Origin of the sequence: Homoserinimonas sedimenticola, from assembly GCF_026094475.1 — a bacterium.
Classification (GTDB): Bacteria; Actinomycetota; Actinomycetes; order Actinomycetales; family Microbacteriaceae; genus Homoserinimonas; species Homoserinimonas sedimenticola.
Window position 1 is genome coordinate 2,200,673 of sequence record NZ_JAPELL010000001.1, and the last position, 21,110, is coordinate 2,221,782.

The window sequence follows — 21,110 nt, forward strand, 5'->3', positions numbered from 1 at the left end:
CTCCTCAAGCGGGCAGGTTGGCTTCGATCAGCTCGATGATGGCCGGGTCGTCGGGTTTGGTCGTGGGCCGAAAGCGGTGCACCTCGCCGCTCGGCAGCACGAGGAATTTCTCGAAGTTCCAGATGATCGGCCCCGCGAGCCCGGAGGAGTCCTTGGCCTTGTGCAGTTCGGCGTAGAGCGGATGCTTCTTGCCCCCGTTGACCTTGGTCTTCTCCATCATGGGGAAGGTGACGCCCCACGTCGTCGAGCAGTATTCGGCGATGTCGTCGCCCGACTTGAGCTCCTGCGCGAACTGGTTGCTCGGGAAGCCCAGCACGGTGAAGCCCCGCTCGCCGTAGGTGCGCTGCAACTCCTCGAGCTGCTCGTACTGGGGCGCGAGCCCGCAGCGGGATGCGACGTTGACGACGAGCACGACCTTGTCGGCGTAGGCGGCAAAGGTCTCGGCGCTGCCGTCGAGGCGCGTGAGGGGGATGTCGCTCAGGGTCGCCATGTGCCGAGCATAGGCCCCGCGAGCCGGCGACGTCAGTGCATGCTTTGTGTGCGCATCCGTCTGAATGCGAGCCGAAATGAGTATTGGACTTTACCGAGTCGCCTTGGAAGGCTGGAGACTGATGACGAACGCCGACTACTACCTCTTCGACGACCTGCTCACCGACAGGGCGCGCGAGGTGCGTTCGCGGGTGCGGGCCTTCGTCGACGCCGAGCTGCTGCCCATCATCAACGAGCACTGGGAGCGGGCTTCGTTCCCATTCGAGCTCGTGCCCAAGATCGCCGAGCTGGGCGTGATCGGCACAACCGTGCAGGGCTACGGATGCCCGGGGTTCACGCCCCTCGAGGCCGGCATGGTCGCCATGGAGATGTCGCGTGGCGACGGCAGCATCAACACCTTCCTGGCCGTGCAGTCGGGCCTCGCGATGGGCAGCATCAACATGCTCGGCAGCGAGGAGCAGAAGGAACGCTGGCTGCCCCGGATGTCACGGCTCGAGCTTGTGGGAGCCTTCGGCCTCACCGAGCCGGAGCACGGCTCCGACTCTGTCGCCCTCGAGACGACCGCGCGCCGCGACGGCGACACCTACGTGCTCAACGGTCGCAAGCGCTGGATCGGCAACGCCTCCTTCGCCGACCTGGTGATCCTGTGGGCGCGCGACGAGGCGGACGGCAAGGTCAAGGGTTTCGTCATGGAGAAGGAGGAGGGCGAGCATCCGGCCGGCTACGACGCTACCGTCATCACGGGCAAGATCGGCAAGCGCGCCGTCTGGCAGCCCGACATCGTGCTCACCGACGTGCGCATCCCCGCCGCGAACCTGCTCGCGCACTCGCAGTCGTTCAGCGACGTCACCCGCGTGCTCAACTCGACGCGGGGCGGGGCATCCTGGGAGGCGCTCGGCCACGCGACCGCCGCCTACGAGATCGCGGTCGAGTATGCGGCCGAGCGCGTGCAGTTCGGCAAGCCCATCGCGAGCTTCCAGCTCGTGCAGAACACGCTCGCCAACATGCTCTCCGAGCTCACCGCCATGCAGCTCATGTGCGTGCGGATGGCGCAGCTGCAGGAGCAAGGGCGGCTCACCGGCCCCATGGCTTCCCTCGCCAAGATGCACACCGCCAAGAAGGGGCGGTGGATCTGCCAGGCCGCGCGCGACCTGCTCGGCGGCAACGGGCTCCTCCTCGAGAACCACGTCGCCCGCCATCTCACCGACATGGAGGTCGTGCACACTTATGAGGGCACCGACTCGATCCAGTCGCTCATCGTCGGACGTGACATCACCGGCATCTCCGCATTCAAGTAAGGAACCACTCTCATGACTGAAGCTTTTCTCGTCGGCGGCGCCCGCACTCCCGTCGGACGCTACGGCGGCGCCCTCTCCTCGGTGCGGCCCGATGACCTCGCGGCCCTCGTCGTCAAGGAGGCGGTGACGCGCGCCGGCATCGACCCGGCCGAGGTCGACGAGGTCATCCTCGGCAACGCCAACGGCGCGGGCGAGGAGAACCGCAACGTCGCGCGGATGTCGTGGCTGCTCGCGGGCTTCCCCGACCACGTGCCCGGCATCACGGTCAACCGCCTCTGCGCCTCGGGCCTCAGCGCGATCATCCTCGCCTCCCAGATGATCAAGGCGGGCGACGCCGACATCGTCGTGGCCGGTGGCGTCGAGTCGATGAGCCGTGCGCCCTGGGTCATGGCGAAGCCCGACAAGGCCTTCGCCAAGCCCGGCGACACCTTCGACACCTCGATCGGGTGGCGTTTCGTCAACGAGCGCTTCGCGAAGGGTGACCTTTCGCGCGACGGCAAGATGACGCTCTCGATGCCCGAGACGGCCGAGGAGGTCGCCGAGGTCTACAACGTGAGCCGTGAGGATGCCGACGCCTTCGCCGTCCGCTCGCACGAGCGTGCACTCGCCGCGATCGAGGCGGGCCACTTCGCCGACGAGATCGTGCCCGTCACGATCAAGGGGCGCAAGGGCGACACGGTCGTGGACACGGATGAGGGACCCCGCCCGGGCACGACCGCCGAGGTGCTCGCGGGCCTCCGCCCCGTCGTCAAGCAGGGCGGTGTCGTGACCGCCGGCAACTCGAGCTCGCTCAACGACGGCGCATCCGCCATCATCGTCGCCTCTGAGGCCGCCGTGAAGAAGTACGGCCTCACCCCTCGGGCGCGCATCGTCGCTGGCACCTCGGCGGGGGTCGCGCCATCCGTCATGGGCATCGGCCCGATTCCGGCGACCGAGAAGGTGCTCGCGCGGGCGGGCATGTCGATCGACCAGATCGGCGCCGTCGAGCTCAACGAGGCCTTCGCCACCCAGTCGCTCGCCGTCATGCGCGGTCTCGGCCTCGACGAGTCGATCGTCAACGCGGATGGCGGCGCCATCGCCCTCGGCCACGCACTCGGTTCGAGCGGCTCGCGCCTCGTCGTCACCCTGCTCGGCCGCATGGAACGCGGCGACGTGCAGCACGGGCTCGCCACCATGTGCGTCGGTGTGGGCCAGGGCACCTCGATGATCATCGAGCGGGTGTAGCGCTCCCGCGGGTTGAGTAGGCCCGCCAGGGCCGTATCGACACCTCGCTACACCGGCGTCGGCAGCACCCGCTCCGCCACCTCGAGCACCGCGCGCAGCGCCGCCGAGGGGTTGTCGGGCCGCCAGGCGAGGGCGGCCTGCAGTCGCACCGGATGATCCGAGATGCGCCTGTAGACGACACCCGTCTGCTGCACGTGCTGGCAGGTTGTGAGAGTGAGCGTCACCCCGACTCCCGATGCGACCAGGGCGAGGATCGTGTAGGTGTCCGGCGCCTCCTGGGCGACCCGCGGATGGAAGCCGGCCAGCCCGCAGGCGCGCACCATCGCGTCGTGCAGGCTCGACCCGGAGTTGGCGGGGAACGTCACGAACGGGGCATCCGACAGGTCTGACAGGGCCACCGCGTCGTGACCGGCCAGAGGGTGATCGGCGGGGAGGGCGACGATGAGCTCCTCGGTCATGATGGCGCGCGTGGCGACGCCCGGCTGGTCGGCGGGCAGCCGCACGAAACCGAGGTCGAGGGTGCCGTCGGCGACGCGGCCCAGTGCGACGTTCGCGTAGGTCTGGCCCTCCATGTCGAGACGGATGCCCGGATGTTCGCGCCGCACCGCCTCCGTGATGAGGGGCAGCGACTCGTGGCTCGACGCCCCCGCGAAGCCGATGCGCACGCGCCCTACCTCACCGCGCCCGGCCGCCCGGGCCGCCTCCGTCGCATCGTCGAGGGCATCGAGCACGCGCTGCGCCGGCACCAGGAACGACTCGCCCGCGCTCGTCAGGCGCACCGAGCGGGTGCTCCTCTCGAACAGCTGCACGCCCAGTTCCCGCTCGAGTTGGCGGATCTGCTGGCTCAGCGCCGGCTGCGCCATGTGCAGCCGTTGCGCGGCGCGCCCGAAGTGCAGCTCTTCGGCGACGGCGATGAACGCGGTCAGGTGGCGCAACTCCATGCGACATGTCTACCGGATGCCTCGCGCTCGGGCCCGCCGGAAGTGAACATGCGGCGGCTCAGAGGAAGCCGCGGAAGTCTCCCCACGCCCGCCGGCGCTCGCCGCGCGGATCCGACTCGAGGCGGTCCTCCCTGTCGATGATCCGGGTGACGCGTCGCTCGGCGTCGTACTGGGGCCAGTCGCGGCCGGGACTGCCGGTGCGGGCGAGCGAGGCGACGGCAGCGAGCATCCGGTCTCCGACGGCGGCGTAGGCCCGTCGCCCGCCCAGCAGCGTCATGATGCGCCCCATGCCGGAGCCGAGGTTGCCGAAGAAGGCGGGCATGTCCATGCCGTGGGTCGCGCCCAGGCCGAGCAGTCTCATCATGGGTGTTGCGAAGTCGAGCCGGTACATCCACGTGGGGGAGTGCTCGGAGTGGGCCTCGGCCGACTGCACGCTGGGGAGCCAGAAGACCACGTCGCCGCCGACCTCGATCGCCGCTTTCTTCTTGGGGTAGCTCGGGTAGGCGGCGAGCACACGGTCGCGGGCATCCGCTCCGGTCAGGGAGAACATCGTCTCGATGCGGCTCGGTGTTGTGGGCAGCACGTCGAGGATCCGGTCGAAGAAGGCACCCTCGTTCGCCATCGTGCCGATCACGAGGGGAACCCGCGCCGCCGTGCCGTCGCGGAATGCGTCGATCGCGTGGGTGGGCAGAAAGTCCCCGTCGACGACGGGGGATGATGCGAGCGTGCTGGGATGCGTCGAGGGGGTGATCTTCGTGGTCAGTGTCTCGGTGGCGGCGACGAGATCCTCCCACGGCCGGGTGGCGAGGGCTTCTGCGGCGGCCTCGCGGCTGACACCGAGCGCTTCGACGAGTTCGCCCGCCCAGGTGGCGTGCAACGTGGGCTCGTACATCGACGACGGCGCCGGGCTCATCGCGAATGCCTTGTGGAAGAGGCCGTGTGCCGCCGGAATACACATGAGGGCGATGACGGACATGCCGCCCGCCGATTCGCCGAAGATGGTCACGTTGCCGGGATCGCCACCGAATGCGGCGATGTTGTCACGTACCCATTCGAGGCCGGCCACCTGATCGCGCAGGCCGACATTGCTGTCGAACGGATGCTCGGGGCTGGCGAAGCTCGTGAAGTCGATGAAGCCGAGCGCCCCCACGCGGTAGTTGATCGTGACGAAGATGGCGCCCGTGCGGCGGGTGACGTGGCCGTTGGTGTATCCGGATGCGGAGGCCGCTCCCTGCGTGAACGCACCACCGTAGAACCAGACGAGAACGGGTACGGGTTCTTCGCTGGGGGTCTCGGGGGCCCACACGTTGAGGGTGAGGCAGTCCTCGCTGATGGGGGTGTGCTTGCCTGCCCCCACCTCTTCGATGCCGCGCCGCTGTGGCGGGACGGGGCCGAATGCCGTCGCGTCGCGCACGCCCTGCCAGGGTTCGGCGGGCTGTGGTGCTCGTAGCCGGAGGGGGCCGACGGGTGGCGCGGCGAAGGGGATGCTGCGCCAGGTGCGCACCCCGTTCTCGGCGTCGCCGCGCACTGCGCCACTCCGGGTCGTGATGAGCAGGGGGTCGCCTGCGGTGTGTGTCGTGTCTGGGGTCATTGCGGTACTCCTCCTTGAGTGACGCAGGGGTTGTCAGGGGGTGGATGTCTGCGGGTGGGGCAGCAGGATGCCGGAGGCGAGCAGGTCGAGCACGGTGTCGATGCGGTCGGCGAGTTGCTCTGGGGTGCTGTCGTCGTCGGGATCGAGCACCCAGGAGTTGATGATGGTGCCGGCTCCGCCGGTGACGAAGGCGCCCAGGTCGCGGGCGGGTGCCGTCTCGAGGGCTTTGACGTTCTCGGGCGCGGAGGGGTGAAGCAGTTGCAGGATGCGAAGGTGCAGGGCGTAGGCGCTGCGGCCCGAGAGCATGGCGCGGTAGAAGTCGCGGTGCCGCGCGAAGTGTTCGGTCATGCGCAGGGTGGCGGCGCGGGGGTTCTCGCCGGGTGTGGGCGGCCCGACCTCTGATCGGAGGAGTTCGATGGCGGCGTCGAGCAGCAGCTCTCCGAGGTCGCGGTAGCGCAGGTAGGCCGCTTGGCGGCTGACTCCGGCCGCCTTGGCGATCTCGGTGAGTGAGAGGTCGCTGGTGCCCTGTTCCTGCACGACGTCGACGGCGGCGTGCAGGAGTGCGGCGCGTGTGCGCTCGGCGCGGGGGTCGTCTGTTCGGGCGATCTTTGCATCGCTGCCGCTTCTCATGGCCCCAATAATAGTCACTTGTCAATTAGATGACAATTGTCAATAATCAATGCAACGTATCCACCGGTTTTGCTCCATGAAAGTCACTTTCATTAGGTCGAACCTTTGTGCAGAATGAGCCCATGATCTTCAACGAAGAAGCACGAGAGTTTCCCCAGGGGTTCCTTTGGGGAGCCGCCACGGCCGCCCACCAGAACGAGGGCAACAACGTCCTCAGCTCCGAATGGCATGACGAGAACCGGCCCGGTGCCCCGGTCGAGCTCCGCAGCGGCGACGCGACCGACATGTTCCACCGCTGGCCCGACGACCTCGACCTTCTCGTCTCCCTCGGGCTCGACACCTTTCGATTCAGCCTCGAGTGGTCGCGCATCGAGCCGGCCGAGGGCCACATCTCCCGAGCATCCCTGGCGCACTATCGGGCCATGATCGACGGATGCTTCGCCCGGGGCATCACGCCCGTCGTCACGGTGCTGCACTTCTCCACACCCCAGTGGTTCGCGGAGAAGGGCGGGTGGCTCGCGTCGAGCGCGATCGAGGATTTCGAGCGCTACGTACAGGCGGTCGCGCCCCTGCTGCGCGACGTGCCCTGGGTTGTCACGATCAATGAGCCGAACCTGATGGCATGCATTCCGGTGTTCGGCGAGATGGCGGCGCGCGGCGAGCCGATCAACGGGCTGCCACATCCGGATTCTCGCTATGCCACGGTCGCGATCGCCGCGCACCGCGCCGCCGTCGACATCCTTCGCGCCCACGGCGTCGCCCGCGTGGGCCTGAGCCTCTCGATGCACGAGTTCATCGCCGATGAGGCGGGGGAGCAGCGGATGCTCGAGCACCGCGCCGCGCTCGAAGACCAGTTCCTCGACGCGACGGCGGGTGACGACTTCGTCGGTGTGCAGGCCTACACCTGCATGCGCTTCGGTGCTGAGGGGCTCCTGCCCGTGCCGGCCGATGCGGAGCAGACGAAGATGGGCTGGGAGTTCTGGCCGGGAGCGGTCGTGGCTGCCGTGCGTCATGCGTCCGAGCGCACGGGGCTTGCCGTGCTGGTGACCGAGAACGGCATCGCGACCGACGACGATGGGGCGCGCATCCGGTATCTGGAGGGTGCCCTCTCGGGGCTGCGCTCCCTGCTGGTGGAGGGGGTAGACCTGCGCGGTTACGTGCACTGGACCTTCACCGACAACTTCGAGTGGATGGGCGCGTTCGCGCCGACCTTCGGGTTGGTGGCGGTGGATCGCGAGACCTTCCGCCGTGCGCCGAAGCCGAGCGCGCATCGCCTGGGCGCCATCGCGCGCACGGGTCGTGTGGGGGCCATGCCGGGGGAGGGGGCGCCGCCGCCCTTCCCGCCGCCCGCATTCATGCCGCCGAAGCCCGGCGGGCATCGTGTGCGCCCGCTCGGCGCCACCGTGTGGGAGGGAGTGGACTACTCGCTGCCCGAGGGTTATCGCACGCTCACGATGGATGTGTACGTGCCGGCACCCCGTGCGGAGCCGGTCGCGTGTGTCGTCTGGATCCACGGCGGTGCCTGGCTCTCCGGCGATCGCCGGTACCCGCCTGTCGCCTGGCCGGAGGGCGCGCTCTTCCAGAAGATCGTGGATGCGGGGATGGCGGTCGCGACGATCGACTACCGGCACTCCCGCGAGGCCGCTTTCCCGGCACAGCTGCACGACGCGAAGGCGGCCGTGCGCTACCTTCGCGGCTTCGCGCAGCGCTTCGGGATCGACCCTGAGCGCATCGGGGTGTGGGGTGAGTCGGCGGGCGGCCACCTCGCCTCCCTGCTCGCCCTCGTCGACGACCCTGCGCTGGAGGGTGGCGAGGGACTGACGGGCCCCTCGTCGCATCTCAGTGCGGCAGTGAGCTGGTATGGCGTCGCTGACGTCACGACCATGCCCAAGATGGCCGATTCGCCGCCGTCGTTGCCTCCCGGGGTCGAGTTGCCTCCCGGCGTCGACCTCTCCGAGCCGTTCAGTGCGGAACCCATCGACGTGCTCCTTGCCGATTCACCCCTGCCGGAGGCCGACCGAAGGCGCCTGGTGTCTCCCGTCGCGCATGTGCGCCGTGATGCGCCGCCCTTCCTGCTCGTGCATGGGCAGGCCGACGGCCTGGTGCCCGCGGAGCAGTCGCAGCAGTTGGCGGATGCCCTGCGCGCGGCAGGCGCGGAGGCGGAGCTGACGTTCGTGCCGGGTGCCGACCATGTCTTCATGGGCGCGGATCCTCTGCCCCTCATGGACGAGGCGATCGCCTTTCTCACCGCCCGACTCGCCGCGGCGCCCGCCGGCCCCGATCATGAGGCCGAGCCTAATGACAGGTAGGGACTTCGAACTGGCTTCCGCCACGCGGAGTCACCCACACTGGCAGCACGAAGCTCACAACGGTGTCAGCGTTCTCGAAGTGGTTCCCGCAGGAACCCTCCGGTACCGGCCCGTGGGCAGTCGATGCAGCACCCCGACCACACGCACCATCCACGCAAGTACCAGGAGGCAATCATGAAACGTGTCCGTTCCCGGGCCGGCCGCATCGTCGCGGCCGCCACGGCCGCGACAGTGGCACTCACCCTCGCCGGATGCTCCGGCGACAGCGCCAGCGGAGGCGACCCGTCGAAGCTGACCATCGCAATGGATTCCGACCCTGCGGCGTTCGGCTACGACCCGCTCGAGTACAGCACCCGCCAGCAGGTGTTCTTCGAGGGCTTCTACGAGAGCCTGGCGAAGACGAACCCTGATGGTTCGGTCGCTCCCGGCCTCGCCACCGAGTTCATCTACAACGAAGAGGGGACCGTGCTGACGATGCCTCTCGCCGAGGGCATCGAGTTCGCTGACGGCAGCACCCTCGACGCCGAGCTCGTCAAGGCCAACCTCGATCGTCGCGATGACCCGGAGCTTCCCGCCTACGCGGCCTTCGCCCCGGGCGAGCCGACCGAGATCGTCTCGGTGGATGTCGTCGACGACATGACGGTGTCGCTCACCTTCGGCTCGCCGCAGCAGGGCTTCGAGGCCAACCTCGCCTCGATCGCCGGCATGATCGTCGGAAGCGAGGGCATCGAAGACCCGTCGACACTCGCGCAGGCGCCCGACGGCTCCGGCCCCTTCTCGCTCGCCGACGGCACCGTGAAGGGCAGCGAGTACGTGCTCGAGAAGAAGGAGGAGCACCCCTCGGGCGATGACTACGCCTTCGAGACGATCGTGTTCAAGCCGATCGCCGACCCGCAGGCGCGCACCAACGCGGTGATCTCCGGTCAGGCCGACACGGCGTTCATCCACAACTCCACGGTCGAGCTCGCCCGCAGCAAGGGTCTCGGCATCTCGCAGATCGGCGGCACCGTCGTCTCGCTGCTCGTCTTCGACAAGACGGGGGCGACCAACCAGGCCTTCGCCGACGAGCGGGTGCGGCTGGCGCTGTCACACGCGATCGACCGCGACTCCTTCGTCGAGGCCGTGCACCCCGGTGAGATCCCGGCGGTCAACGCGCTGCCGCAGGAGAACCCCGGCTTCGACGAGTCCATCGACGAGGAGTTCGGTTACGACCCGGAGAAGGCCAAGCAGCTGCTCGCCGACGCGGGTTACGAAGACGGGCTCACGATCCAGATCGTCACCGACCCCAACTCGGTCACCGACTGGGAGGCGCTGCAGCAGTACTTCTCGGCCGTCGGCGTCACGCTCGACGTGAAGGTGGGCTCCTCGAGCGAGGAGATCTTCGGCGCGGTCCGCACGACACCGCTCGGCATGCTCCCGCTGAACTGGGGCAACGCGCCGGGCACCATGTTCGGGGTCATCCTCGGATTCGCCAACCCGCACGGGGCGCAGAACCCCGAGCTGCTGGCCGCCACGCAGGCCGTCGCCGGCAACCCCACGCCGGAGACGCTCGGCGCCCTCAACCGGGAGCTGGTCTCCTCGGGCTGGCTCATCCCCGTCTACGAGCAGGTCACCACCTGGGCGTCGAACGACCACATCGCCTGGGTGACCTTCCCCGGCCAGTTCGACGTGCCACTGCTCTCGTCGTTCAAGCCGGCGACATAGCAGTTCTGCCCGCGCCGGTGCCGGTGGGCCTCGCCCACCGGCATCGGCCGTGAACCACTGAAAGAGCCAGCATGATCCTCTTCGTCATCAAACGCTTCGCCCTCGCCGTCACCACCGTATTCGTGGTGTCGGTGCTCGTGTTTCTCCTCGTGCATGCGGGCGACACCACCCCCGGGGTGGTGGCTGTCGGCATCGGGGGCACCCAGGAGCAGATCGAGGCCTACAACGAGCAGATCGGCTGGTATGACCCGCTCATCGTGCAATACCTCGCCTGGCTCGGCAGTGCCCTGACGGGCGACCTCGGCACCTCCCTCACCAACGGCAGCGACGTGCTCGATGAGATCCTCCGCCGGTTCCCGGTCACCGCCTCACTGGCATTCGGGGCGACCGTCGTGAGTTCTGTGCTCGGGGTCGTGCTCGGCGTCACCGCCGCCGTGCGCAGGGGGCTCGCCGATCGGCTGGTGAGCGTCTTCGCCGGCATGGGGGCGGCCGTTCCCGCCTTCTGGCTCGGCATCGTTCTCGTCTTCGTCTTCGCGGTGCAGTCGTCGCTTCTGCCGGCGACCGGTTATGTGCGCTTCGAGGATTCCCCCTCGGGCTGGTTCAGCTCACTCGTGTTGCCCGTGCTGACACTCGCGATCGGAGGTGCCGCCTTCATCGCCCGCCAGACCCGCGCATCCATGCTCGAGGCGCTCGGGCAGGAGTACATCCGCACCCTGAGGGCCACGGCGATGCCGACCTGGCGCATCCTCTATGTGCACGCCCTGCGTTCCGCCAGCCTGCCCATCGTGGCGTCGATCGCCCTGCAGTTCATCGCCCTCTTCGGCGGCTCCATCATCGTCGAGGTGCTCTTCGCCCTCCCCGGCCTGGGGGTTGCCGTGCAGGGCGCCGTCGGGCAGGCCGACGCTCCCGCCGTGCAGGGCATCGTCGTGGTCGCGACCCTCGTCGTCGTCGTCGTCAACCTGCTTCTCGAACTCACCAACTCGTTCCTCGACCCGAAACTCCGCACCTCATGAGCGACACCGCCGCCTTTCCCACCCGCAGCTCGCAGCGTGCCAGTAGACGACCGCTGCAGGCACCGCAGGCGCTCCGCACGCTCCTCCGGTCACCCCTCGGCATGCTCGGCCTCGCCTGGCTCGTCGTCATCGTCGTCGCATCCCTCACCGCGCCGCTCTGGCTGCCGTACCCGATCGAATACCAGGACTTCTCCGCCGTGCTCGCGGGGCCGTCGGCGGCGCACCTGCTCGGCACCGACGAGCTGGGGCGCGACGTGCTCAGCCGCATCTTCGCGGCGGGTGCCGGGTCGCTCATCACGACCTTCCTCGCCGCCGTCGTGGCGATCGGCGTGGCCCTGCCGCTGGCACTCATCGCCGCAGCATCCAGTGCCCGCATCGAGACGATCATCAACCGGGTGACCGAGATCGCGATGTCGATTCCCGCACTCGTCATCATCATCGCGGTGATCGGCGCCGTCGGCACCAACCTCTATCTGGTCATGACCTGCCTCGGCCTGCTGATCGCCGGCGGCATCTACCGCGTCTTCGTGGGGCAGGCGAAGTCGCTGCAGTCACAGCTCTACGTCGACGCGGCCGAAGTCGACGGCTTGCGGCCTGCCATGGTCAGTATCCGCCACATCCTGCCCAACATGGCGACGACCATCTTCGTGCAGTTCGTGCTGGTCTTCGCGATCGGCCTCATGCTCCAGGCGGGCCTCGCGTTCATCGGCTTCGGCCCCCAGCCACCTGAGCCGAGCTGGGGCGGGCTCATCCAGTCGGCGTCGAAGCAGATCTACGTGCACCCGTGGCTCATGGTGCCGACCGGCCTCGTGCTGGTCTTCACCGTGCTGGGGGCCAACGCGGTCGCCGACACCCTCGCGGGCGGGCAGGGCGCCCCGCCGTCGCAGGTGGCGCTCGGGCCCGAAGCACGCCGCCGTCGGCGGGAGCTCAAGGCGGCTGCCCCGGTCGCGGTCGAGTCGGCACCCGAGGGCATGCTCATCGTCAAGGGCCTCACGATCGGTGTCGACGACGGGCCGGAACTCGTCAGCAGTGTCTCCTTCGAGGTGGCCCCCGGCACGGTGCTGGGGGTGGTCGGAGAATCCGGATGCGGCAAGACCCTCACCGCGCTCTCCCTCGTCGGCCTGCTGCCGCCCGGCGTCAACCCGCGTGAGGGCAGCATCCGCTGGGGTGCGCGCGACCTCGCACGGCTCGACGAGTCCGGTCTCGCCGCGATCCGCGGGCGAGAGATCGGCTTCGTCGGGCAGGAGCCGATGCGGGCCCTCGACCCCATGTTCACGATCGGCTACCAGCTGGCAGGCGCGGTGCGCAGACTTCGCGGTGTCGGCAAGGCGGATGCCCGCGCCGAGGCGGCATCGCTGCTCGGCAAGGTCGGAATCGTCGATGCCGAGCGGGTGCTGCGCTCCTACCCTCACCAGATCTCGGGTGGCATGGCGCAGCGCGTGGCCATCGCCCTCGCCCTCGCGGGCCGGCCGAAGCTGCTCATCGCCGACGAACCGACCACCGCCCTCGACGTGACGGTGCAGGCCGAGATCCTCAGCCTCCTTCGGGGACTTGTCGCCGAGACGGGAATGTCGATGGTCATGGTCACCCACGACTTCGGGGTGGTCGCCGACATCTGCGACGAGGTCGTCGTCATGTATGCGGGCCAGGTCATCGAGTCGGGAACCGTGCACGACGTGCTCGGGGCGGCCGAGCATCCGTACACCACCGCGCTGCTTGCCGCCGACCCGCACGCGGGCCTCGGCGTGGTCGGCCAGGAGCGCCTGGCCTCCATCCCCGGGCAGGTGCCCCAGCCCCGCGACTGGCCCACGGGCTGCCGCTTCGCCGACCGCTGCGCCTTCGCGCAGCCGCAGTGTGTGGTTCCGGTGCCGCTCATCGCGCGAGACAGGGGTGACGGCGGCGTGCGCTGCGTGCGCGTTCACGAACTGCAGCTGGGCCGACTTGATGACCCCGTGCCCCTGGATGCCGCCACGCCCGTCGACGGCGGAGCCGACCCGACGGCGCCCACGACCGCGGCCGCGCCCGCACGCAACGGAAAGGTGCGCTCATGACCGCCGAGACCCTCAACGCCGCCGACGTCTATGCCGGTATCGGAGATGCGCCGCCCCCCGTGCTCGAGATCGAAGACCTCGTCGTGCGCTACGGACGCGGGCGCGCCGCCCTCGCGGCCCCGCCCGCCGTCGACCGCGTCAGCCTGAGCATCCAGCCCGGTGAGACGGTCGGCCTGGTGGGCGAGTCAGGCTCGGGCAAGACCACGATCGGCCGGGCCGTGCTCGGGCTGGAGCGCGTGACATCCGGTTCGATCCGCTTCAACGGGCGCGACGTGACCAACCTGTCGGCCAAGGAACGCCGAGCGCTCGGCGGCGACCTTCGGGCCGTCTTCCAAGACCCCTACTCCTCGCTGAACCCGCGCCTCACGATCGGTTCGTCGCTCGCAGAGCCCCTGCGCATCGCGGGAGTGACGGCAGCGGATGCCGCGGCTCGCGCCGGCGCCATGCTCGAGTCGGTGGGGCTGCCCGCCGACGCCGCAGCTCGCTACCCGCGCCAGTTCTCGGGCGGACAACGTCAGCGCATCGCTGTGGCCCGCGCCCTCATCACGAACCCTTCGCTCGTGATCTGCGACGAACCGGTGAGCGCCCTCGACCTGTCGACGCAGGCGCAGGTGCTCAACCTGCTCGCCGACCTGCGGGCCGAGCGCAAGCTCAGCTACCTGTTCATCGCCCACGACATCGGGGTGGTCGGGTTCCTGGCGCAGCGGGTCGTCGTGCTCTATCGCGGCCAGGTGATGGAATCGGGGCCGGCGGCGAACGTCACGACGGCACCCGTGCATCCGTTCACTCAGGCGTTGACGGCGGCGTCACCCGTGCCGAGACCGGCCGAGCAGGCCGCGCGTCGGGCCGCGCGCGAGGCCTCAGGCGTCAAGACGGCGGGCAACGCCGACTTCGCCGGGGTGGGGTGCCCCTTCGCCGCGCGCTGCCCGCTCGCGACCGAGCTGTGCCGCACCGAGCGCCCCCCGCTGCGCGCCGTCGGTGGTTCCCTCGCCGCGTGTCACTACGCGGAGGAGGCCGCGGCCAGACCCATCGCCTGATGGGCGGCCGCAACGCCTGAGCTCGGCCGGGGGGTCCGGGCTCAGGCGCAACACTCCTGTCGCCGGTTCTCGAGATGCTCAGCGAGAGGGCTCATCCATGGGGTTCGGGTGCTGCTCCACGATCTCCGCGACGATCTCCTCGAACACGTGCACGGCCGCGTTGGCAGGCTCCTCCAGTGAGCACAGCATGACCGTCGTCGGGTCGATGTCCGTGATGGGGATGTATCGCACCGTCTCGCGACGGTAGTGCTTGGCGGCTGAGGCGGCGGCGATGTTCACGCCGACGCCCGCGGAGACCAGCTCCAGGATGCCCTCGAAACTGTCGGCGACGGGACCGCGGCGGGGGTGGGAGCCATCGGGGCGCGGATCGACGAGCCACCAGTCGAGGGTCATGGCGTCGCTGCCCGAGACCCCGATGAAGATCTCCTCGGCCGTCTCGCCGATCGTCACGGAACTCCGCTCGGCGAGCCGGTGCCCGACGGGCACCACGAGCATCCGGCGCTCCGACCACAGGGGCTGAAAGTGCACGCGGTCGTCGTGCGCGATCGGCGCGGGGGCGAAGACGACATCGACCGTGCCGGCGACGAGTTCGTCGCGTGTGTCGAGAAAGCCGAGGCGACGCATCTCGAGACGGATGCCCGGCATCCTCTGCACGGCTGTCGCGAGGATGACGCTCGTGAGGTCGCCTGCACCGGCGGCGACCATGCCGATGCGCAGGATGCTGTCACCGGCCGCCGCCTGCCTGGCGCGCGCCCAGTGCACGATCGCGGTGTGGTTGTCGACGACCCGCCGGGCGAGCGGCACGAGCTCGGAACCGGCTGTCGTGAGGCTTACGCTGCGTGAGGTGCGGTCGAACAGTTCGGCACCGAGGATGCTCTCGAGGCGGCGGATCTGCTGGCTCAGCGACGGGGGCGAGATCGAGAGGCGCGCGGCGGCGTTGCCGAAGTGGAGGGTCTCGGCGAGCACCGAGAAATAGCGCAGGGAATGGAAGGGAATGTCCATACCTCATCTTAGGCCACGACTAACGATGGATAGGAAGGTCGAACTGGCCTCCGCGTGGGTGCAGCCGCGAAGATCAAAGGGTAAAGCTCACAAGGAGGTCAGCTCATGTCCCAGCCCATCGCCGTCTCTGGCGATAGCCAGTCCCTACCGTTCGAGGGCATCCTCCCCGGTCGCCCGACACCGTTCTTCTTGGAGAAGGGCGAGGGCGAGAAGTCGGTCGTCTTCGACACGCTCTTCACGGTCATGCTCACGGGAGACGAGACCGAGAACCACTTCGGCGTCTTCACCTGCGACGGCCCCAAGGGCGACCGCATCCCTCCCCACATCCACCCCGTCACCCACGAGATCTTCTACATCGCCGACGGCGCCGTCACCCTGTGGGTCGACGACCAGAAGGGCTTCGCCGAGAAGCGCCTGCTGCGCGAGGGTGACTTCGGCTTCGTGCCGCGCGGCACCGTGCACGCCTTCCGCATGGATGCGCCGTCGAAGATCTTCGGCGTCGGCTCGGGCGGCTTCGAGCGCTTCTTCCACGGCATCGGCACGCCGACCGACAAGCCGGGCATCCCCGAGGTGCCGTTCATTCCCGCGTTCCCGCAGATGGCGGCGGCGGGGGAGAAGTACGGCACCGTCTTCATGCCGGACTTCCCGCTTCCGGACTGATCCGTGACGTCACACCGTGTGCTCCGCGACCTCGTGTTCGCGGAGCACACCGGTTTTCGGCCGCTCGCGCTCGACCTGCACCTGCCGGAGAGGGAGGGCCGGCATCCCGTCGTCGTCCATCTCCACGGGGGCGGCTGGCGGGTGGGCAGTCGACGTCGGTTCACACCGCTCGTCACGGTGGAGGAGTCGTTCGGCCGCATTGCGCGGGCGGGGTTCGCCGTCGCATCCGTCGACTACCGCCTGAGTGGTGAGGCGCACTTTCCGGCCCAGGTGACGGATGTCGCGGCCGCCCTCGACTGGATCGTCGCCGAGGGCGCGGCCCACGGTCTCGACGCTGAGCGCATTGTGCTCTGGGGAGGCTCTGCGGGCGGCACACTGGCGGCCCTGGCAGCCTTCGAGTCGCGGCATCCGGTTCGTGGCGTCGTCGACTGGTATGGACCCGCCGACCTCATAGCGATGGCGCGGCAGAAGCCTGCCCTGCCGGGGGAGTCCCGCGAGGACCAGTGGCTGGGCCGCCCTGTCGTCGATGACCTCGAGCTGGCGCACGAGGCGAGCCCCGTGCACCGCGTCGCGTCGGCCGCGCCGCCCTTCCATATCGCTCACGGTGCGGAAGACACGGATGTTCCGCCGGAGCAGAGCGGGCTCCTCGCCGAGGCGCTGCGTTGCGCCGGCATCCCGGTCGAGCTGCACTTCGAGCACGGCGCCGGCCACTTCTGGAAGGGTGCGGATGCCGCGCCGCTCTTCGATCGCGCGATCGACTTCGTGCGCCGCGTCACCTTCTGAACGCGCCGCCATCTGCAGGTTCCGGCGGGTGTTTCTCGTTCCGGCGGGTGTAGCTTCACCCGCTTCAGTGAGAAACACCCGCCGAGCGGATGCCGCGGCTCCCACTGTGACGTGGGCGTGAGGCCTCAGACGCGGTACGCGTCGCCGTCTGTGCTGACCGGCACCAGCACAGCACGCTCATGCGGGCTGTCGTTCGGCGCGTGGAACACCAGGTAGTCGCTGCCGTCAGAGGTGTGCAGGATCATGCCGTGGCCGCCGTTGCGCGACCAGAGAGGCTCGGGGGTCTGCGTCCAAGGGCCCCGGATGCCGCCGCTCTCCGACCTGGCCACGCCCATGGCGTAGCCCTCCTCGCCGAAACTCGACCAGAGCATGAGCAGGGTTTCAGAGGGCGTGCGCGTCAGAAAGGGTCCGTCAGTGAAGAGCGGGTCTGTGGCGAGGCGCAGCTCGGCGGGCGGTTCGCCGCCGCCGGGCAACCTCATGGGGCGGGCCCACGGGGCGGCTGACGCCCGGAACAGCAGCTCGGGTTCGCCGACCGCTGCGGTGAGGTCCTCCGAGAGGCGCAGGGCGTACATCTCGCCGTCGGCGATCGCGGGCTCGCCCGCCGCGGTGCCCTCGGCCCCCCGACTGTAGATGAGCCAGGGGGAGTCGTCGTCAACGAAGAAGGTTCCATCCAGGCACGGCACGCCGACGGGGGTGACCGGCCCGTCACTCCACGGGAGAAAGGGGCCGGTCGCAGCATCCGCGACCAGCACCGCGACGCCGCGCACCCGGGTCGTCGAGTCGAGGAAGGTCGCGAACATGAAGAAACGGCCCGCGTGCGCATGCACCTCGGGCGCCCAGAACTGAGAGGTGGACCAGAAACCCTCCGGCGGGCGGAAGGCCGCGATCGGCCCCTCCCACGACTCGAGGTCGCTGCTGGTGTAGCAGTCGAAGCCGGTGGCGGGCCCGCCCCACACGTTCGCATCCGTCGTGCCGAACAGCACGAATCGGCCCGGCTCGGGCTCGATGACGTATGGGTCACGGATGCGAACGTCGGAGAGCCTCATCGGGAGGTGAACTGCGTCGTGAGGGTGCCGATGCCTTCGATCTCGCTCACGAGCACGTCGTCGGCGCGGATGAACCGTTGTGGTGACATCCGGTTGCCGACGCCGCCCGGGGTGCCGGTGAAGATGAGGTCTCCCGGCAGCAGCGGGCACACGGCGGAGAGCCGCGCGATGAGCTCGGGCACGTCGTAGATCATGAGGCTCGTGCGGGATCCTTGCATCTGCTGGCCGCTGAGCGCGCAACCGATCGCGAGGTCGTCGCGGTCGGCGAGGTCATCGGATGTCACGAGCCAGGGTCCCGTCGGACCGAACCCCGGGAACGACTTGCCGAGGCTGAACTGCGGCGAGGTTCCCTGCATCTGCACGAGACGCTCCGACAGGTCCTGCCCGATGGTCACGCCCGCGATGTGGTTCCACGCATCGTCGCGCGAGACCCGGTGGGCCTCCGCGCCGATCGCGACGACCAGCTCAACCTCCCAGTCGACGTTGCCCTCGGGCAGCTCGACCACGTGGTTCGGCCCGACGATGCTCGAGGGGAACTTCGTGAACGTCACGGGCACGGACTCGGGCGGGTAGCCCGCCTCCTCCGCGTGGGCCGTGTAGTTGATGCCGATCGCGAATACCTGGCGCGGCGCGGGGACGGGTGCCCCCAGTTGAGCCTCGTCGAAGGGCTCGCCCGTGGCATCCGTGGTGCGCGCCCATGTCTCGAAGGCGGCCCAATCGGCGAACAGCGACTGTGGATCCGCGTTGAAACGACCCTCGGATGCACGCTCCACATCGACCGCGCGGTCACCCCGGAGGATGACCGCGCGGCCGTTCAGGTTGGCGATTCTCACCAGTCGACCCGCTCGGGCGCGGGCTGGCCCCACGCCTCTTCCCACGACACGACCTTGTTGCGCAGCGTGCCGATGCCGGCGATCTCGGCCTCGACGACGTCGCCCGGCTTCAGGTAGAAGTCAAAGGGGTTCTTCTGGATCGCGGCGACGCCCGAGATGGTGCCGGTCGTGATGATGTCACCGGCCGAGTAGACCTGCGGCGAGTGGTAGGCCACGAGGTGGTTGAAGTGCACGCGCGTCTGGTTGGTGTTGCCCTTCTGGCGCACCTCGCCGTTGACGCGGAGCTCCATCGCGAGGTTGTGCATGTCGGGCACCTCGTCGGCCGTCACGATGTAGGGGCCGATGGGGCAGAAGGTGTCGATGCCCTTGCTGAACGAGAAGACGCCAGACTCCATCTCCTTGCGCTGGATGTCGCGGGCCGTGATGTCGTTGAAGACGGTGAAGCCTGCGATGTAGTCGTTCGCCTCATCGGGGCCGAAGAACTTGCCCGACTTGCCGATGATGATGCCCAGCTCGAGCTCGTAGTCGAGCTCCTTGGTGAGGTGCTCCGGGTAGACGATGTTGTCGTCCGGGCCGATGATGGCGTCGAGGTTCTGGAAGAACACGATGCCCTTGTGTACGGGGTGCGACCAGTCGACGGCCTGCAGCTCGTTGTGGTGGTCGGCGAAGTTGCCCGCTGTGTGGAAGAACTTCTTGGGCTGGATGGGCGCCCGCAGGCGCACATCGCCGAGGGCGAGCCGCTCGCCGGTCTCCTGCACGTCGCCGCCGCGCTCGAAGTACTCGCGGGTCGAGGGCACGTCGAGTTCGATGACGAGCTCCTCTTCGAGCTCGAGGCGTCCGACGCGTCCGTCGTCGAAGGTGATGAGTTTCATTGCATTTCTCCTATCGGGGTGCGCCTAGGCGCCGATCATGTTGAAGCCGCCATCGGCAAGCAGGTAGCCGCCCGTGAGGTGGTTCGCCTCGTCGGTCGCGAGCCACAGCGCCGTGCCGGCGACGAGCTCGGGTGCGGGGATGTTGGCCATGGGGGTCTGGGAGATGAGCTTCTCGCGGCGCCCGCCCTTCCAGTCCTCGCGGTTCTTGAGGGTCTCGGTCTCCATGAAGCCGGGTGCGAAGGTGTTGACGCGCACGGTCGGGGCGAAGGCGTGGGCGTAGGACTTGGTGAGCCCGACGATCGCCGACTTGGCCGCGGCATACTGCGGCGCCCGCGCGCTACCCCGCACGATCACAGTGGAGCCGATCTGGATGATGTTGCCGTGGCCCTGCTCGAGCATCCGGCCACCGAACTCGTGCGTCATGAGCAGCGTGCCCTTGACGTCGACGTCGATCACACGGTCGAGGCTCTCCTGCGTGAGTTCACGCCACGACATCTGCTGGTCGGCGACATCGCCCACGTTGTTGACGAGCACGTCGAGGGTGCCGAACTCGGCGAAGACAGCATCGGCAAGGCCCTTGATGGCCTCCCAGGTGCCGATGTTGGCCTGCACGATGAATGCCTCGCCGCCGATCGAGCGGATGCGCGAGGCCGTGCGCTCGGCGCCCGCCTTCGAGCTGTTGTAGTGCACGGCGACACGGGCACCCTCTTGGGCGGCGCGGAAGGCGATCTCGGCGCCGAAGCCCGTGCCGGCGCCCGTGACGAGCACGGACTTGCCCGCGAAGCGGGGGAAGATCTGGGGTTCTGACATGCGTTTCTCCTTGGGGTGGGCTTAGACGAGGGTGCGGCCGCCGTCGACGTAGAGCACGTGGCCCGTCACGAACGACGACTGCTGAGACGAGAGGAACAGGGCGGGGCCGACGATGTCGCCTGGCACGCCGAGGCGACCGGCGGGCACGAGGCTCTCGAGGTTGGCGCGCACGCCCGGCTTCTCGAGGTAGGCGCTCGTGAGGCCCGTCTCGATATAGCCGGGGGCGATCGTGTTGACGGTCACGCCGCTCTGCGCCCATTCGGCGGCCATGACACGGGCCATCTGGTTGATGCCGCCCTTCGATGCCGCGTAGGGCGCGTGCAGCTTGTGGGCGAGCAATCCGGAGACGGAGGAGAGCATGACGACACGACCGTAGCCTGCCGCTGTCATGTGTCGACCCGCGGCCTGAGCCACCTTGAAGGCGGTCGTGAGGTTGATGTCGATGACTCTCTGCCATTCATCCTCAGTGAAGTCGACGATGGGCCGGCGGTCGTTGATGCCGATGCAGTGGAGCGTGACGTCGAGGCCGCCGAGTTGAGCGACGGCGTGGTCGACGACGCGACGGCCGGCGCCGGGTTCGAGCAGGTCGGCCTGCAGCGTGCGCACGGGAGCGGCGAGCCCTGCGCCGCCGTCGAGGTGGTCGAGGGCGGCGTGGTCGCGGTCGACCACCAGCACCTGCGCGCCCGCGTCGACGTAGCCGCGGATGCACTCGAGGCCGATGCCGCCGGCGCCGATCACGAGCACCCTGGCTCCCTTGAGGCCGAGCCAGTCGGTGGTGTCTGTTGTCACGTGCGCTCCTTTGCCGCTATGCTTTCAC

General features: G+C 68.9%; 19 protein-coding genes. 9 read left to right on the top strand and 10 right to left on the bottom strand.

The features are described from left to right. Nucleotides 1-4: 4 nt before the first annotated feature. A complete protein-coding gene (locus OH146_RS10600) occupies nucleotides 5-490 on the bottom strand; it encodes a glutathione peroxidase (RefSeq protein WP_265160266.1) in 486 nt (161 codons plus the stop codon). A gap of 121 nt (nucleotides 491-611) precedes the next feature. Between OH146_RS10600 and OH146_RS10605 the strand changes: the two genes are divergently transcribed. Further along, nucleotides 612-1,787 (top strand): acyl-CoA dehydrogenase family protein, encoded by a 1,176-nt coding sequence (locus OH146_RS10605; RefSeq protein ID WP_265160268.1) that lies wholly within the window; start codon nucleotides 612-614, stop codon nucleotides 1,785-1,787. Between the two features lie 12 nt (nucleotides 1,788-1,799). Further along, nucleotides 1,800-3,011 carry a thiolase family protein gene (locus OH146_RS10610; protein WP_265160270.1) on the top strand — a complete coding sequence of 404 codons (1,212 nt, stop codon included), beginning with the start codon at nucleotides 1,800-1,802 and terminating at the stop codon, nucleotides 3,009-3,011. A gap of 47 nt (nucleotides 3,012-3,058) precedes the next feature. Here OH146_RS10610 and OH146_RS10615 read toward each other — a convergent pair whose 3' ends face one another. Genes OH146_RS10615 through OH146_RS10625 form a run of 3 tightly spaced genes read right to left on the bottom strand, consistent with a single transcriptional unit; the run spans nucleotide 3,059 to nucleotide 6,173 of the window. Further along, nucleotides 3,059-3,952 carry a LysR family transcriptional regulator gene (locus tag OH146_RS10615; protein WP_265160273.1) on the bottom strand — a complete coding sequence of 298 codons (894 nt, stop codon included), beginning with the start codon at nucleotides 3,950-3,952 and terminating at the stop codon, nucleotides 3,059-3,061. A gap of 58 nt (nucleotides 3,953-4,010) precedes the next feature. Then, complete coding sequence (locus tag OH146_RS10620) at nucleotides 4,011-5,543, bottom strand: carboxylesterase/lipase family protein (protein WP_265160275.1); 1,533 nt, start codon at nucleotides 5,541-5,543, stop codon at nucleotides 4,011-4,013. A 33-nt stretch (nucleotides 5,544-5,576) separates the two neighbouring features. Beyond that, entirely contained in the window at nucleotides 5,577-6,173 is a 597-nt protein-coding gene (locus tag OH146_RS10625) for a TetR/AcrR family transcriptional regulator (protein ID WP_265160277.1), read from the bottom strand. Between the two features lie 122 nt (nucleotides 6,174-6,295). Here OH146_RS10625 and OH146_RS10630 point away from each other — a divergent pair, with 122 nt between their 5' ends. From OH146_RS10630 to OH146_RS10650, 5 genes are all read left to right on the top strand, one after another. Next, nucleotides 6,296-8,482, top strand: coding sequence for a family 1 glycosylhydrolase (locus tag OH146_RS10630; protein WP_265160279.1), 2,187 nt, complete (start codon nucleotides 6,296-6,298; stop codon nucleotides 8,480-8,482). A gap of 174 nt (nucleotides 8,483-8,656) precedes the next feature. Continuing rightward, entirely contained in the window at nucleotides 8,657-10,186 is a 1,530-nt protein-coding gene (locus OH146_RS10635; RefSeq protein ID WP_265160281.1) for an ABC transporter substrate-binding protein, read from the top strand. Nucleotides 10,187-10,257: 71 nt separating this feature from the next. Beyond that, on the top strand, nucleotides 10,258-11,199 hold the full coding sequence (locus tag OH146_RS10640) for an ABC transporter permease (protein WP_265160283.1): 942 nt from the start codon (nucleotides 10,258-10,260) through the stop codon (nucleotides 11,197-11,199). Further along, nucleotides 11,196-13,250, top strand: coding sequence for a dipeptide/oligopeptide/nickel ABC transporter permease/ATP-binding protein (locus OH146_RS10645; RefSeq protein ID WP_265160285.1), 2,055 nt, complete (start codon nucleotides 11,196-11,198; stop codon nucleotides 13,248-13,250). The genes OH146_RS10640 and OH146_RS10645 overlap by 4 nt, the downstream gene beginning before the upstream one ends. Beyond that, nucleotides 13,247-14,287, top strand: coding sequence for an oligopeptide/dipeptide ABC transporter ATP-binding protein (locus OH146_RS10650; protein WP_265160287.1), 1,041 nt, complete (start codon nucleotides 13,247-13,249; stop codon nucleotides 14,285-14,287). Before OH146_RS10645 ends, OH146_RS10650 begins: the two co-directional genes overlap by 4 nt. A 78-nt stretch (nucleotides 14,288-14,365) precedes the next feature. Here OH146_RS10650 and OH146_RS10655 read toward each other — a convergent pair whose 3' ends face one another. After that, nucleotides 14,366-15,289, bottom strand: coding sequence for a LysR family transcriptional regulator (locus OH146_RS10655; protein ID WP_265160289.1), 924 nt, complete (start codon nucleotides 15,287-15,289; stop codon nucleotides 14,366-14,368). Nucleotides 15,290-15,394: 105 nt separating this feature from the next. Here OH146_RS10655 and OH146_RS10660 point away from each other — a divergent pair, with 105 nt between their 5' ends. Next, nucleotides 15,395-15,949: a quercetin 2,3-dioxygenase gene (locus tag OH146_RS10660; protein WP_265160291.1), complete on the top strand. Its 555-nt coding sequence runs from the start codon at nucleotides 15,395-15,397 to the stop codon at nucleotides 15,947-15,949. A gap of 3 nt (nucleotides 15,950-15,952) precedes the next feature. Next, a complete protein-coding gene (locus OH146_RS10665) occupies nucleotides 15,953-16,732 on the top strand; it encodes an alpha/beta hydrolase (protein ID WP_265160294.1) in 780 nt (259 codons plus the stop codon). 125 nt (nucleotides 16,733-16,857) lie between these two features. Here the strand turns inward: OH146_RS10665 and OH146_RS10670 are convergent, their stop codons facing one another. From OH146_RS10670 to OH146_RS10690, 5 genes are read right to left on the bottom strand one after another with little or no spacing between them, the layout of a single operon-like run. Further along, nucleotides 16,858-17,778, bottom strand: a complete 921-nt coding sequence (locus tag OH146_RS10670) for a glycoside hydrolase family 43 protein (RefSeq protein WP_265160296.1) — start codon at nucleotides 17,776-17,778, stop codon at nucleotides 16,858-16,860. Beyond that, complete coding sequence (locus tag OH146_RS10675) at nucleotides 17,775-18,611, bottom strand: fumarylacetoacetate hydrolase family protein (RefSeq protein ID WP_265160298.1); 837 nt, start codon at nucleotides 18,609-18,611, stop codon at nucleotides 17,775-17,777. Before OH146_RS10675 ends, OH146_RS10670 begins: the two co-directional genes overlap by 4 nt. Further along, nucleotides 18,608-19,483: a fumarylacetoacetate hydrolase family protein gene (locus OH146_RS10680; RefSeq protein ID WP_265160299.1), complete on the bottom strand. Its 876-nt coding sequence runs from the start codon at nucleotides 19,481-19,483 to the stop codon at nucleotides 18,608-18,610. The genes OH146_RS10675 and OH146_RS10680 overlap by 4 nt, the downstream gene beginning before the upstream one ends. A gap of 24 nt (nucleotides 19,484-19,507) precedes the next feature. Further along, nucleotides 19,508-20,293 (bottom strand): SDR family NAD(P)-dependent oxidoreductase, encoded by a 786-nt coding sequence (locus OH146_RS10685; protein ID WP_265160301.1) that lies wholly within the window; start codon nucleotides 20,291-20,293, stop codon nucleotides 19,508-19,510. A 21-nt stretch (nucleotides 20,294-20,314) separates the two neighbouring features. Beyond that, complete coding sequence (locus OH146_RS10690) at nucleotides 20,315-21,082, bottom strand: SDR family NAD(P)-dependent oxidoreductase (protein WP_265160303.1); 768 nt, start codon at nucleotides 21,080-21,082, stop codon at nucleotides 20,315-20,317. Between the last annotated feature and the right edge of the window lie 28 nt (nucleotides 21,083-21,110).